We start from the raw sequence: 12,244 nt of genomic DNA on the forward strand, positions 1-12,244 counted from the left end.
CCAGTAAGAGGAGGTGCAACATGATTATCAAAACTGGTGACAAAGTCCGTGTTATGCGTGGTAAAGACGCTGGCAAGGAAGGCACCGTAACCAAGATCCTTAAAGCTAAGGACCGTGTGGTTGTCGAAGGTGTCAACATGATTAAGAAACACGTAAAGCCATCTACGACTAACCCTAACGGTGGGGTTGTAGATACAGAAGCTGCAATTCACGTCTCCAACGTGATGTTGCTGGATCCTGAAAGTGGCAAGCCAACTCGTGTTGGTAAGGACGAAAAGCGCGCTCGCGTTGCTAAGAAGTCCGGCGCCGCAATCGACAAGTAAGCAGAAAGGAGGACCCAATTTTCATGGCTAATCGTTTACAAGAACGCTACAGCAAAGAAATCGCACCTGCATTGGTTGAAAAGTTCAGCTACAAGAGCACAATGCAGACGCCAAAGATTGACAAGATTGTTTTGAACATGGGTGTTGGTGACGCAACTCAGAATGCTAAGCTCCTCGACGAAGCAGTTGAAGAACTCAAGCTCATCTCCGGTCAGCAGCCACTCATCACCAAGGCGAAGAAGTCTATCGCGGGCTTCCGTCTGCGTGAAGGCATGCCAATCGGTGCTAAGGTAACACTCCGTGGAGAACGGATGTATGACTTCCTTGACAAGCTGATCAACGTTTCCCTTCCACGAGTTCGTGACTTCCATGGTATTTCTACCAAGAGTTTCGACGGTCGTGGGAACTACACCTTGGGTGTACGTGAACAGTTGATTTTCCCAGAAATCGACTACGATCAGGTTAACCGTGTACGCGGTCTCGATGTTGTCATCGTAACTACCGCTAACACAGATGAAGAATCTCTCGAATTGCTTAAGCAGTTCGGGATGCCATTCGCTAAGTAAGGAGGTCTACCACTTGGCTAAGAAGTCTCTCATTATTAAGAACGAGCGCCCGGCTAAGTTTGCAGTGCAGGAATACACCCGCTGCAAGCGCTGTGGTCGGCCACACTCTGTATACCGCAAATTTCAGCTTTGCCGGATCTGCCTTCGCGAGTTAGCACATGCCGGTCAGATCCCTGGTCTCAAAAAGGCCAGCTGGTAACATTTACCTAGACAAAGGAGGTTTAATCAATGGTCCTGACAGATCCAATTGCAGATTACTTGACACGGATTCGTAACGCCAACATGGTTCGTCACGAAAGTCTCAACGTTCCTGCTTCTAAGATTAAGGTCGCAATGTCCGAAATCCTGAAGAGCGAAGGTTTCATCCGTGACTTCGAAGTAATCGACGACGACAAGCAGGGTGAAATCCGCATTTTCCTCAAGTACGGCAAGAACAACGAACGCGTTATTTCCGGCTTGAAGCGTATTTCTAAGCCTGGTCTGCGCACGTACGTCAAGGCTGACGCTGTTCCTAAGGTCTTAAATGGCTTGGGTATCGCGATCATTTCCACGTCTGATGGTGTTATCACCGACAAGGAAGCTCGCGCAAAGAACGTCGGCGGCGAAGTTCTCGCATACGTTTGGTAATTAATACAAAAATAGAGGAGGTGCACACCTGTGAGTCGTATCGGTTTGAAAGTTGTTAACATCCCAGCAGGGGTTACTGTTAAGAGCGACGGCGACAAAGTCACCGTTAAAGGTCCCAAGGGTGAACTGACTCGTCAGTTTGACTCTAACATCAAGATGAGCATCGAAGGCACGGAAGCTTCTTTCTCCCGTGAATCCGAAGCTTACAAGGCACTTCACGGTACTACACGTGCAAACTTCAACAACATGGTTATCGGGGTTACAGAAGGTTTCAAGAAGGAACTTTCCCTGGTCGGTGTTGGTTACCGTGCTCAGATGCAGGGTAAGAAGCTTGTGCTCAACGTTGGTTACTCCCACCCAGTAGAGATGGAAGCACCAGAAGGTATTACTGTTGAAGTACCTGCAACTACTAGCATTACTGTTTCTGGTATCAGCAAGCAGGAAGTTGGACAGTTCGCTGCCCAGATCCGTGCCGTTCGCTCACCAGAACCTTACAAGGGTAAGGGTATTCGTTACGTCGATGAAGTTGTTCGTCGTAAGGAAGGTAAGACTGGTAAGTAACATTACTAGATTAGGCAAGAGTGCCTAACCTTTTACACACATTAACGAGGTGAACATTGTGATTTCTAAGCCAGATAAGAACAAGACTCGTGCAAAGCGCCATGCGCGTGTACGGGGCAAGATCTCTGGTACGAGCGAGCGCCCACGCTTGAACGTATTCCGTTCTAACAAAAACATCTACGCACAGTTGATTGATGACGTAGCGGGTGTGACGCTAGCAAGTGCCTCCACTCTCGATAAAGAAGTTAGTGATGATCTTAACAAGACCGAGCAGGCTACTGCTGTTGGCGAACTCATCGCCAAGCGCGCAGTTGCTGCAGGTAAAGAGGAAGTCGTATTTGACCGTGGTGGGTATCTCTATCATGGGCGTGTAGCTGCACTTGCTGAAGCTGCTCGTGATAACGGCCTCAAATTCTAGACAAAGGAGGATATCCAACTCATGGCAGAATACATCGATCCAAACCAGCTCGATTTGGAAGATCGCGTAGTTTCCATCAACCGTGTTACGAAGGTTGTTAAGGGTGGTCGCCGCCTGCGTTTTGCTGTTATCGCAATCGTCGGTGACAAGGCTGGCCACGTTGGCTTCGGTACCGGTAAGGCTCAGGAAGTTCCTGAAGCTATCCGCAAAGCCGTTGAAAATGCAAAGAAGAATCTGATTAACGTGCCAATCGTGGGTACCACGATTCCTCACGAAGTAATCGGTCACTTCGGCGCTGGTGAAGTTATGCTGAAGCCAGCTGTCGAAGGTTCCGGGGTTGCCGCTGGTGGCGCCGTCCGTGCCGTTATGGAACTTGCTGGTGTCGCTGACGTTACCAGTAAGTCCCTTGGCCGTAACACGAACATTAACATGATTCGTGCGACCATCGACGGTTTGAAGCAGCTCAAGACTGCACAGCAGGTTGCTGACCTGCGTGGAGTCTCCGTTGCGCACCTGAATGACTAGGAGGTAGACAACATTGGCTAAGCTAAAAATCACGTTGGTTAAAAGCGCAGCACACCGTCTGCCTAAGCAACGTAAAATCGTTAAGGAATTTGGTCTTAACCGTGTAAGCAGCTCCGTTATCAAGCCTGATAACGCTGCTACCCGCGGGGTAATTTTCCAGATTTCCCACTTGGTTTCCGTTGAAGAAATCAAGGACTAAAACAAACCTAGAACAAGGAGGTGCGAACACTAATGAAACTGCACGAATTGACACCAAGTGAAGGTTCCCGTCACTCCAAGAAGCGTCTTGGCCGTGGTACTTCTAGTGGTCAAGGTAAGACTGCTGGTAAAGGTACTAAGGGTCAATTGGCTCGTCAGGGTGGTAAGACCCGTCTCGGTTTCGAAGGTGGTCAGATGCCACTGTTCCGTCGTATGCCTAAGCGCGGGTTTAACAACATTAACCGCAAGGAATACGCTATCGTGAACCTGAGCGATCTGAACCGTTTCGAAGACGGTACTGACGTAACCGCAGCAACATTGGTAGAATCCGGTCTCGTGAAGAACGAACAGGATGGTATCAAGTTGCTTGGTAACGGCGAAGTTACTAAGAAGTTGAACATTAAGGTAGCAAAGGCATCCGCAGCTGCTAAGGCTGCTGTAGAAGCTGCAGGCGGTACGATTGAGGTGATCTAATGATTGCTACCCTCAAAAACGCGATTAAGGTCAAAGAAATCCGTAACAAGATGCTTTTCACCTTGGCCGTTTTACTGGTTTATCGCTTAGGGGCTCAGATTTCCGTCCCTGGTATTGATGCTGGTGCGCTGACTAAGATTGGGTCCACTGGGCTTATTTCAATCTTGGACACGGTCAGTGGTGGTGGTTTGTCGAACTACTCCATCTTCGCGTTGGGGGTTTCGCCTTACATTACCGCTCAGATTGTTATTCAGTTGCTCCAAATGGACATTGTGCCAAAGTTCGTTGAATGGAGTAAGCAGGGTGAAGTTGGTCGGCGTAAGTTGAACCAATGGACCCGTTACCTCACCATCGCGCTTGCGATGTTCCAAGCAATTGGGATTACAGCTGGTTTCCAGGTGCTGTCTCAGTATGGCTTAGTTGCAAACCCAACCCCGAAGACGTTTATTATTCTGGGCATCATCATGACCGGTGGCACGATGCTGCTGACCTGGATGGGTGAACAGATTACGGATAAGGGTCTTGGGAATGGGATTTCGCTAATCATCTTCGCCGGGATTATCGCCCGGCTCCCAAGTGGTGTGCAGCAGATCTGGACGGATCAAATCACGAACAACAATGCTAGCGACCGCTGGCAGGGTGTTTTGTTCATGATTGCCTTAGTACTGCTGGTTCTGCTCGTGGTAACCTTTGTTACCTGGGTTCAGCAGGCTAACCGCAAGATTCCAATCCAGTACACCCGTCGTGTGACGAGTGCGGGGGATAATTCCTACCTGCCCCTGAAGATTAACGTTGCTGGGGTTATCCCAGTTATCTTTGCTAGTTCTTTTATTGTGACCCCTCAAACCATTTTGATGGCGTTCCAAGCAAAGCACAGCACGGATGGCTGGTACATCTGGGCAACTAATGTCTTCAGCATGACCAAACCATGGGGGATTGCACTTTACACCTTGCTCATTGTTCTGTTCACGTTCTTCTACGCATTCGTTCAGGTTAACCCTGAGAAGGTTGCGGAGAATTTGACGAAACAAGGAAGCTACATCCCGGGCGTTTGGCCAGGGAAAGCCACCGAAAAGTATCTTTCCGGTGAGCTGATGCGGTTATCCACCGTCGGGGCACTGTTCCTTGGGTTCATTGCGCTGCTACCACAGCTTGCAGCGAACCTCTGGGATTTGCCACAGTCGATTGGACTTGGTGGAACGAGCCTACTGATTGTTGTTATGACCGCCATTGAACTGGTTCGCCAGATTGATGGTTTGCTGATGAAGCGCGAGTACATCGGTTTCATCCGGAATGACTTGATCAAGTAGGACAGAACGGAGGAAACACTGTGAATTTGATGCTCATGGGACTGCCAGGTGCCGGTAAAGGTACCCAAGCAGAAAAGATTGTGGACAAGTTCCCAATTGCCCACATTAGCACCGGTGACATGTTCCGTGCGGCAATCGCCAATGGAACAGAGCTCGGCAAACAAGCCAAGTCCTTTATGGACAAGGGGCAACTTGTGCCGGACGAAGTTACCGAAGGGCTTGTCAAGGAGCGGTTGCAGGAATCCGACACGGACGCCGGCTACATGTTAGACGGTTTCCCCCGGACGATTGCCCAGGCTGAAGCACTCGAACAGATTGGTTCCGAGTTGAAGAAGCCCCTTGATGCCGTCATCAACATTGATGTTGATCCGGCGATTCTCGGCGCGCGTCTCTCCGCACGCTACATTTGCAAAACCTGTGGTGCAACTTACAACAAGTTGTCCCACAACCCAAAGGTCGAAGGTACGTGTGATCGTTGTGGAGGACATGAGTTCTTCCAGCGTGACGACGACAAGCCTGAGACCGTGCAAAACCGCCTCAAGGTCAACATCGAAATGAACACGCCCCTGCTTGATTTCTACGCTGACCGCAAGTTGCTATTTACAGTAAATGGTGACCAGGACATTGACGCGGTATTCGCAGAGATTGAATCAATTCTCGATGACCTTAACAAGTAAATCGAGGGTGGCATCGTCTGTCGGCGGGCAGAGTTGTTTTCAACGTGCGAAAATTGTGATACACTGACGCAGTGTGTCACAGGTCGACGTCCAGGCAGTTTATTGTGGGCGCAGTTATATTTATATAATGACCAACCGGACGAGGAGGAAAAAGTTCCGTGGCAAAAGACGATGTCATTGAAATTCAGGGCACCGTGGTGGATACCCTACCCAACGCGATGTTCCAAGTCGAGCTTGAAAATGGTGCCAAGATTTTGGCCCACGTTTCAGGAAAAATTCGGATGCACTACATCCGAATCCTACCAGGTGACCGTGTAACGGTCGAATTGTCTCCGTACGATTTGACTAAAGGCCGGATCACGTACCGTTTCAAGTAGCCAAGACAGGAGGCAAAAACAACAATGAAAGTACGTCCATCAGTTAAGAAAATGTGCGAGCACTGCAAAGTTGTACGCCGCAAGGGTCGCGTTATGATCATTTGCTCTGCTAACCCAAAGCACAAGCAGCGCCAAGGTTAATCTAGAATAAAAACAGGAGGTGTCATAACATGGCTCGTATTGCAGGTGTCGACTTGCCCCGTGGCAAGCGTATCGTGATTGCTCTTACCTACATTTATGGTATTGGTAACACGACTGCACAGAAGATTATCGCCGATTCTGGTGTGTCCGAAGACATTCGCGTCCAGGACCTTAATCCAGACCAGGAAGATAAGCTTCGTCAGGAAGTTGAAAAGTACCGTGTTGAAGGTGATCTTCGTCGTGAGACTAACCTCAACATCAAGCGTCTCATGGAAATTGGCTCCTACCGTGGCATCCGTCACCGTAAGGGTCTTCCAGTTCGCGGTCAACACACCAAGAACAACGCACGCACGCGCAAGGGTAAGAAAACTACCATTGCCGGCAAGAAGAAATAAGATAAGGAGGTTCGTATAGATGGCACAACGCAAGACAACCCGTAAGCGCCGTGTACGCAAGAACATCGAAACCGGTGTTGCGCACATCCACTCCACGTTCAACAATACTCTCGTCATGATTACTGACGTTCAGGGTAATGCAGTGGCTTGGTCTTCAGCTGGTGCTCTTGGGTTCAAGGGTAGCCGTAAGTCCACTCCATTTGCTGCGCAGATGGCTGCGGAAGCTGCTTCCAAGGAAGCTATGGAACATGGTCTGAAGTCCGTTGAAGTAGCAGTTAAAGGTCCTGGTTCAGGTCGTGAAGCCGCAATTCGCGCGATTCAGGCTACCGGTATCGACGTCACCGCTATCCGCGATGTAACGCCAGTACCACATAACGGTTCTCGTCCTCCAAAGCGGCGTCGTGTGTAGTTTGTATACCCACACGTCTCGTTTACTGGAGGCAGGGTATGCTGACATCACTCTCGTTCTGAAAGGGGTACACTTTAGATGATCGAATTTGAAAAGCCAAACATTACCAAAGTTGACGAAAACAGCAACTACGGCAAGTTTGTCATCGAGCCACTCGAACGCGGGTACGGTACCACACTCGGAAATTCGTTGCGGCGGATTTTACTTTCATCTTTGCCTGGGGCTGCAGTCTCAAGCATTCAGATTGACGGCGTGCTCCACGAGTTCTCCACAATCGATGGGGTTCTCGAGGATGTTACCCAAATCATCCTGAACATCAAGAAGCTTGCTTTGAAGATGCACGGTGATGGCGAAAAGACAGCTGAAATCAACATTGAGGGTCCAGCAACGGTTACCGCTGCTGACATCAAGACCGATGCCGACGTCGACGTTTTGAACCCTGAACAGTACATTTGCACGGTCGCTGAAGGTGCAGAATTGCACATGCGGATGACCGTCAAGTCTGGCCGTGGTTACGTGCCAGCTGTTCAAAACAAAACTGATGACATGCCGATTGGCGTAATTGCTGTCGACTCGATTTTTACCCCGATCAGTCGGGTTAACTACCAGGTTGAGAGCGCACGTGTTGGTCGTCGGAGTGACTTTGATAAGCTGACTCTTGATGTTTGGACTAATGGTTCAATTAACCCACGTGAGGCAATTGCTCTGGCTGCGAAGATTCTGACCGATCACTTGGCCATCTTCGTTAACCTGACCGACGATGCCAAAAACACGGAAGTTATGGTCGAAAAGGAAGAAGATCACAAGGAGAAGATGCTCGAGATGACAATCGAAGAGCTTGACCTCTCTGTCCGGTCTTACAACTGCTTGAAGCGTGCTGGAATCAACACGGTTCAGGAACTGACTAATAAATCCGAAGCCGAAATGATGAAAGTGCGCAATCTGGGCCGTAAATCACTTGAAGAAGTGAAAAACAAGCTCGCTGACTTGGGCCTCAGCCTGCGCCAGGATGATTAATTCGTAAAGGAGGCCAAAATTCATGAGTTACCGGAAATTGGGACGTACCAGTTCCCAGCGTAAGGCACTGCTTCGTGACCTTACCACCGATCTGATTATCAACGAACGCATCACTACTACTGAAGCGCGCGCGAAGGAACTTCGCTCCGTTGCAGAAAAGATGATTACGCTTGGTAAGCGCGGCGACCTGCACGCACGTCGTCAGGCAGCAGCATTTGTTCGCAACGAGGTTGCGAACGTTACCGAAAAGGATGACGCGGTTATCGTAGAATCCGCTCTGCAGAAGTTGTTCAACGACATTGCAAAGCGCTACGAAAGTCGTAACGGTGGTTACACCCGTATCCTCAAGACGAGCCCACGTCGCGGCGACGCGGCACCGATGGTTATCATCGAGTTCGTCTAGTTTGGCAACGTGCGGCGGAGCGCTTACGGCACTCCGCCGTCGTGCTATTGCGGAACTGCAACGCAGGACCGTACTAAGCGGCGGGAAGAGCAATCGTTCGGCCACAAAGTAAAACCGAACTGACCCACGTGGCTGGTTCACTTTGATCATTTGATCGATGGAGCGTTACGATGATGGGCACCCTAGTGGTGTGGACAGTAGTCCGGGAAACCGCGTATGCGGATTCTTCTTAGTCTAGCTTGCGAGTGCTAGGGCAACCTGGTCCTCCATCATCATTTGGTTTTACATAGAAAATGACGCAGCTGGAGTTCGCTAATGGGCGGATGACGGCTGCGTTATTTTTATTTGACAGTGTCTACGCTAATTCTTATATTTTGCGTGGAATCTTCCATGAAAGTACTATTGGTAAGTATGGTAAAATGTGACTAGCTTTTCACGAATTGGCAAACGGAGGATAATCATGGCGGATGACATTATCACAGTTGAACATTTGCGTTATACCTACCAGGACGCGCAGGTTGCTGCACTGGACGATGTGAGCCTGCGCGTTCCCCGCGGCACTTGGGTTTCAGTAATCGGCCACAACGGTAGCGGTAAGAGTACGCTCGCCAAAAACATCTTGGGTCTGCTCGAGCCGGATGCCGGTGTGATTAATGTCGATGGCATGGTGCTCAGTGAAGAAACAGTCTGGGACATTCGCAGTCGGGTTGGTATTGTGTTTCAGAATCCCGAGAACCAGTTCGTGGGCGCAACGGTTGCTGATGACGTTGCGTTCGGGTTGGAAAATCATGCAGTTCCCCGGGAAGAAATGCTGACGCGTGTTGATGACGCCCTTAATGCGGTGCGCATGCGTGAGTTTGCTAACCGCGAACCGGCACATCTGTCTGGTGGGCAGAAACAGCGTGTGGCCATCGCCGGGGTGGTTGCGCAACAACCACAGATTATTATCCTGGATGAGGCCACGTCAATGCTAGATCCTGCTGGGCGCAAGGAAATCCTGGCTCTCATTCGCGAACTTAAGGACAGGCTCGGTCTCACCGTGCTGTCAATCACGCACGACCTTGACGAAGCGGCGGGCAGTGATCAACTGATTGTGCTGGATGATGGGCACGTGGTGGAGACGGGAAAGCCGAGCCAAATCTTTGCGCACGGAACCAGCTTGGTCGCACACGGGCTGGATGTGCCGTACTCGCAGCAACTGCGGGGTGAGTTGGGCAAGCTGGGGATTGAGATACCCGGTGATTACTATGATGATGAAGGGCTGGTGGACTACCTGTGGACATTACGTTCGACCATGTAAGCTATACGTATCAGGCTAATACCCCCATGGCTGGGGTGGGCTTAGACGACGTGTCGGTCACCATTCACGGTGGTGCATACACAGCCATCATTGGGCACACTGGCTCGGGGAAGAGTACCTTGTTGCAGCACCTGAACGCGCTGCTCAAGCCAACGAGTGGCACGGTGCGAATTGGTGAACGAATGATCACGCCGTCGACGAGCAACAAAAACCTGCACCCGCTGCGGAAAAAGGTCGGTATGGTGTTCCAATTTGCGGAAAGTCAGCTTTTTGCCGCGACGGTGCGGGAAGATGTTGCTTTTGGGCCTCGTAACTTCGGCGTCAGTGCCGAGGATGCAGACGCACTTGCCGTGCAAATGGTGGCGCGGGTGGGCCTGCCCGAAGATGTGCTGGACCGCTCGCCGTTTGATTTGTCAGGTGGCCAGATGCGGCGCGTGGCAATTGCGGGCGTGCTTGCCATGCAGCCAGAGGTACTGGTCCTAGATGAGCCGACCGCCGGCTTGGATCCTGCGGGGCGGCGTGAGATGATGGCGCTGTTTGCGAAGCTGCATGCAGATGGACAAACCATTGTGCTGGTCACACACCAAATGGATGATGTTGCCGATTTTGCCGACGATGTACTGGTGATGGACCAGGGGAAGGTTGTGCGTCAGGGTCACCCTAAGGAAATTTTCCAGGATGCGCAGTGGCTGCTGGACCATCAGCTCGGTCTGCCGCGGACAACGCAATTTGCGCTGCGGTTGCAGCAAAAGGGGTTCAAGTTTGACCACCTGCCACTCACCACACCGGAATTGGCGCAAATGCTAGCCGAGCAGTTAGGGGGCGCCCGTCATGAATAAGATGATTCTTGGCCGGTACATTCCCGGTGACTCGTTCATCCACCGGCTGGATCCACGCACCAAGCTGCTCGCGACCTTTTACTACATCGCCGTGATCTTTCTGGCGAATAACTGGCAGAGCTACCTGCTCGCGACCGTCGTGACGCTTGCGATTATTCCGGTGTCGAAGGTCAGCCTGCGCTTTTTCCTGAACGGACTGTTGCCGGTGCTGTTCCTGATTGTGTTCACGGTGCTAATTCAGGTATTCTTTACTACTGGGGGCCACGTTTACTGGCATTGGGGCTGGCTCAGTGTTACCAGTCTGGGCCTTACTAACGCGGGATTTATCTTCGTGCGCCTGGTTTTGATTATCTTCATGTCGACGCTGCTGACGCTGACCACGCCGTCGCTATCGCTTGCGGACGCCGTGGAGTCATTGCTGAAGCCACTAGCCAAAATTCACTTCCCAGTTACCGAAGTGGCGCTCATGCTGAGTATTGCGTTGCGCTTTGTGCCGACGCTGCTGGACCAAACAACGAAAACGATGAACGCGCAGCGCGCACGTGGTGTGGACTTCGGAAGTGGTGGCCTGTTCAAGCAGGTTAAGACGATTGTGCCACTGTTCATTCCGCTGTTTGTTACCGCGTTTACGATGGCCGACGAACTCGCGACTGCCATGGAAGCGCGTGGGTATCGTGATGGCTATGGCCGGACGCGTTTTCGTGTGTTGCGGTACGGGCGCGGTGACTTGCTGGCTGCAGTGGTGCTGATATTGCTGACTTTGGGGCTGATTTTTCTGCGTAATTAGAAAGGACTTTGACTGTGCAACATTATCGTTTGACCCTTGAATACGACGGGACCAAGTTTGCTGGCTATCAGGTCCAGCCGGAGCAGCGCACCGTCCAGGGGGTACTGCAAAAGGCCCTCACCAAAATGGCAAAGGGGACGCCGGTGCACATCGACGGTTCCGGGCGGACAGATTCCGGCGTTCACGCGTTGGGCCAGGTTGTTTCGTTTGATTACCCGGGAAATATTCCACCGCAAAACATGCTAATGGGGCTCAACAGCATGATGCCGCTTGATATTTTGATTAAGGACGTGCAGTACGCTGACCCGGAGTTTCACGCGCGGTATTCCGCCAAGGGCAAGCGGTACATGTATCGTGTTGCGCTGGGTAAATACACCAACCCGTTCAAGCGCCTGTACACGGGTCATTACGCGTACAGTGTTGACGTGGACCGCATCCAGACTGCCCTCAAGGACCTGGTGGGTACCCACGACTTCACGAGCTTTGCTGCTAGTGGCGGCGTGATTGAGGACAAGGTGCGGACCATCTACGAGGCTACTTGCCGGTATGATGCAGACAACAACGAACTTATTATGGAGTTTTACGGGAACGGCTTCTTGTACAACATGGTCCGCATCCTCGTCGCGACCGCACTGGAAATTGGCAACGGGCGGCGCGACCTGCACGATTTTATCCGCCTATTCGAGGTTAAAGATCGGCAGCAGGCACGTGGTACGGCACCGGCTTCAGGTCTGTACCTGAAGGAAGTATATTACTAGGCAAGCATTGCTAGTCATGGTACTACCTAACTGACGCTGTCCGGCAACGTCGCTCCGCGTTGCGGGGTTTGGCCTCCGGGTCCGGGCTGGGCCTCGGGTGTGCTTCGCCGTGGTCGCTGTGGCGGTCGTCTGGAGCCGG

At 51.4% G+C, this 12,244-nt stretch carries 21 protein-coding genes; all 21 read left to right on the forward strand.

All coding sequences use genetic code 11. The features are described 5' to 3' along the window. Positions 1 to 20 precede the first annotated feature (20 nt). The 21 genes from rplX to truA all read left to right on the forward strand — a co-directional run bounded on the left by rplX (position 21) and on the right by truA (position 12,105). Positions 21 to 323, forward strand: coding sequence for a 50S ribosomal protein L24 (gene rplX / locus EKN00_RS06295; RefSeq protein ID WP_127849298.1), 303 nt, complete (start codon positions 21 to 23; stop codon positions 321 to 323). A 23-nt stretch (positions 324 to 346) separates the two neighbouring features. Then, entirely contained in the window at positions 347 to 889 is a 543-nt protein-coding gene (gene rplE / locus EKN00_RS06300) for a 50S ribosomal protein L5 (protein ID WP_054675489.1), read from the forward strand. A gap of 13 nt (positions 890 to 902) precedes the next feature. Then, entirely contained in the window at positions 903 to 1,088 is a 186-nt protein-coding gene (locus tag EKN00_RS06305) for a type Z 30S ribosomal protein S14 (RefSeq protein WP_054675492.1), read from the forward strand. Positions 1,089 to 1,117: 29 nt separating this feature from the next. Continuing rightward, the gene (gene rpsH, locus EKN00_RS06310; protein ID WP_127849299.1) at positions 1,118 to 1,516 is read left to right on the forward strand and encodes a 30S ribosomal protein S8; all 399 of its coding nucleotides are present in this window, start codon (positions 1,118 to 1,120) and stop codon (positions 1,514 to 1,516) included. A 30-nt stretch (positions 1,517 to 1,546) separates the two neighbouring features. Continuing rightward, on the forward strand, positions 1,547 to 2,077 hold the full coding sequence (rplF, locus tag EKN00_RS06315; RefSeq protein ID WP_127849300.1) for a 50S ribosomal protein L6: 531 nt from the start codon (positions 1,547 to 1,549) through the stop codon (positions 2,075 to 2,077). Between the two features lie 49 nt (positions 2,078 to 2,126). Beyond that, complete coding sequence (gene rplR / locus EKN00_RS06320) at positions 2,127 to 2,495, forward strand: 50S ribosomal protein L18 (RefSeq protein WP_127849301.1); 369 nt, start codon at positions 2,127 to 2,129, stop codon at positions 2,493 to 2,495. A gap of 21 nt (positions 2,496 to 2,516) precedes the next feature. Continuing rightward, entirely contained in the window at positions 2,517 to 3,020 is a 504-nt protein-coding gene (gene rpsE, locus EKN00_RS06325; protein ID WP_127849302.1) for a 30S ribosomal protein S5, read from the forward strand. 13 nt (positions 3,021 to 3,033) lie between these two features. Continuing rightward, positions 3,034 to 3,219, forward strand: a complete 186-nt coding sequence (rpmD, locus tag EKN00_RS06330) for a 50S ribosomal protein L30 (protein ID WP_127849303.1) — start codon at positions 3,034 to 3,036, stop codon at positions 3,217 to 3,219. Between the two features lie 32 nt (positions 3,220 to 3,251). After that, positions 3,252 to 3,692, forward strand: coding sequence for a 50S ribosomal protein L15 (rplO, locus tag EKN00_RS06335; protein WP_127849304.1), 441 nt, complete (start codon positions 3,252 to 3,254; stop codon positions 3,690 to 3,692). Then, entirely contained in the window at positions 3,692 to 5,002 is a 1,311-nt protein-coding gene (gene secY / locus EKN00_RS06340; protein WP_127849305.1) for a preprotein translocase subunit SecY, read from the forward strand. The genes rplO and secY overlap by 1 nt, the downstream gene beginning before the upstream one ends. 20 nt (positions 5,003 to 5,022) lie before the next feature. Continuing rightward, positions 5,023 to 5,679, forward strand: a complete 657-nt coding sequence (locus tag EKN00_RS06345; protein WP_127849306.1) for an adenylate kinase — start codon at positions 5,023 to 5,025, stop codon at positions 5,677 to 5,679. Between the two features lie 158 nt (positions 5,680 to 5,837). After that, entirely contained in the window at positions 5,838 to 6,056 is a 219-nt protein-coding gene (gene infA, locus EKN00_RS06350) for a translation initiation factor IF-1 (protein ID WP_056976297.1), read from the forward strand. Positions 6,057 to 6,080: 24 nt separating this feature from the next. Continuing rightward, a complete protein-coding gene (rpmJ, locus tag EKN00_RS06355; protein ID WP_003567518.1) occupies positions 6,081 to 6,197 on the forward strand; it encodes a 50S ribosomal protein L36 in 117 nt (38 codons plus the stop codon). Between the two features lie 29 nt (positions 6,198 to 6,226). Next, positions 6,227 to 6,592 (forward strand): 30S ribosomal protein S13, encoded by a 366-nt coding sequence (gene rpsM / locus EKN00_RS06360; RefSeq protein ID WP_127849307.1) that lies wholly within the window; start codon positions 6,227 to 6,229, stop codon positions 6,590 to 6,592. Positions 6,593 to 6,611: 19 nt separating this feature from the next. After that, positions 6,612 to 7,001 carry a 30S ribosomal protein S11 gene (gene rpsK / locus EKN00_RS06365; protein WP_054675523.1) on the forward strand — a complete coding sequence of 130 codons (390 nt, stop codon included), beginning with the start codon at positions 6,612 to 6,614 and terminating at the stop codon, positions 6,999 to 7,001. A 78-nt stretch (positions 7,002 to 7,079) separates the two neighbouring features. Continuing rightward, positions 7,080 to 8,018, forward strand: a complete 939-nt coding sequence (locus tag EKN00_RS06370; protein WP_127849308.1) for a DNA-directed RNA polymerase subunit alpha — start codon at positions 7,080 to 7,082, stop codon at positions 8,016 to 8,018. A 22-nt stretch (positions 8,019 to 8,040) separates the two neighbouring features. Next, entirely contained in the window at positions 8,041 to 8,421 is a 381-nt protein-coding gene (gene rplQ / locus EKN00_RS06375) for a 50S ribosomal protein L17 (protein WP_127849309.1), read from the forward strand. A gap of 460 nt (positions 8,422 to 8,881) precedes the next feature. Further along, positions 8,882 to 9,721: an energy-coupling factor ABC transporter ATP-binding protein gene (locus EKN00_RS06380; RefSeq protein WP_127849310.1), complete on the forward strand. Its 840-nt coding sequence runs from the start codon at positions 8,882 to 8,884 to the stop codon at positions 9,719 to 9,721. Beyond that, on the forward strand, positions 9,697 to 10,560 hold the full coding sequence (locus tag EKN00_RS06385; RefSeq protein WP_127849311.1) for an energy-coupling factor ABC transporter ATP-binding protein: 864 nt from the start codon (positions 9,697 to 9,699) through the stop codon (positions 10,558 to 10,560). The genes EKN00_RS06380 and EKN00_RS06385 overlap by 25 nt, the downstream gene beginning before the upstream one ends. Continuing rightward, on the forward strand, positions 10,553 to 11,347 hold the full coding sequence (locus EKN00_RS06390) for an energy-coupling factor transporter transmembrane component T family protein (RefSeq protein ID WP_127849312.1): 795 nt from the start codon (positions 10,553 to 10,555) through the stop codon (positions 11,345 to 11,347). The genes EKN00_RS06385 and EKN00_RS06390 overlap by 8 nt, the downstream gene beginning before the upstream one ends. A gap of 14 nt (positions 11,348 to 11,361) precedes the next feature. After that, entirely contained in the window at positions 11,362 to 12,105 is a 744-nt protein-coding gene (gene truA / locus EKN00_RS06395; protein WP_127849313.1) for a tRNA pseudouridine(38-40) synthase TruA, read from the forward strand. Positions 12,106 to 12,244: the final 139 nt, after the last annotated feature.

It is taken from the genome of Lacticaseibacillus hulanensis (assembly GCF_004010095.1).
Lineage (GTDB): Bacteria > Bacillota > Bacilli > Lactobacillales > Lactobacillaceae > Lacticaseibacillus > Lacticaseibacillus hulanensis.

Excerpts from the sequence above, each read along its gene's own strand:
- rplX (WP_127849298.1), top strand. The coding sequence starts at position 21 with ATGATTATCAAAACTGGTGACAAAGTCCGTGTTATGCGTGGTAAAGAC.
- rplE (WP_054675489.1), top strand. The coding sequence starts at position 347 with ATGGCTAATCGTTTACAAGAACGCTACAGCAAAGAAATCGCACCTGCA.
- rpsK (WP_054675523.1), top strand. The coding sequence starts at position 6,612 with ATGGCACAACGCAAGACAACCCGTAAGCGCCGTGTACGCAAGAACATC.
- rplQ (WP_127849309.1), top strand. The coding sequence starts at position 8,041 with ATGAGTTACCGGAAATTGGGACGTACCAGTTCCCAGCGTAAGGCACTG.
- secY (WP_127849305.1), top strand. The coding sequence starts at position 3,692 with ATGATTGCTACCCTCAAAAACGCGATTAAGGTCAAAGAAATCCGTAAC.
- EKN00_RS06380 (WP_127849310.1), top strand. The coding sequence starts at position 8,882 with ATGGCGGATGACATTATCACAGTTGAACATTTGCGTTATACCTACCAG.
- EKN00_RS06390 (WP_127849312.1), top strand. The coding sequence starts at position 10,553 with ATGAATAAGATGATTCTTGGCCGGTACATTCCCGGTGACTCGTTCATC.
- rplO (WP_127849304.1), top strand. The coding sequence starts at position 3,252 with ATGAAACTGCACGAATTGACACCAAGTGAAGGTTCCCGTCACTCCAAG.
- rpmJ (WP_003567518.1), top strand. The coding sequence starts at position 6,081 with ATGAAAGTACGTCCATCAGTTAAGAAAATGTGCGAGCACTGCAAAGTT.
- rpsH (WP_127849299.1), top strand. The coding sequence starts at position 1,118 with ATGGTCCTGACAGATCCAATTGCAGATTACTTGACACGGATTCGTAAC.
- EKN00_RS06370 (WP_127849308.1), top strand. The coding sequence starts at position 7,080 with ATGATCGAATTTGAAAAGCCAAACATTACCAAAGTTGACGAAAACAGC.
- rpsM (WP_127849307.1), top strand. The coding sequence starts at position 6,227 with ATGGCTCGTATTGCAGGTGTCGACTTGCCCCGTGGCAAGCGTATCGTG.
- rpsE (WP_127849302.1), top strand. The coding sequence starts at position 2,517 with ATGGCAGAATACATCGATCCAAACCAGCTCGATTTGGAAGATCGCGTA.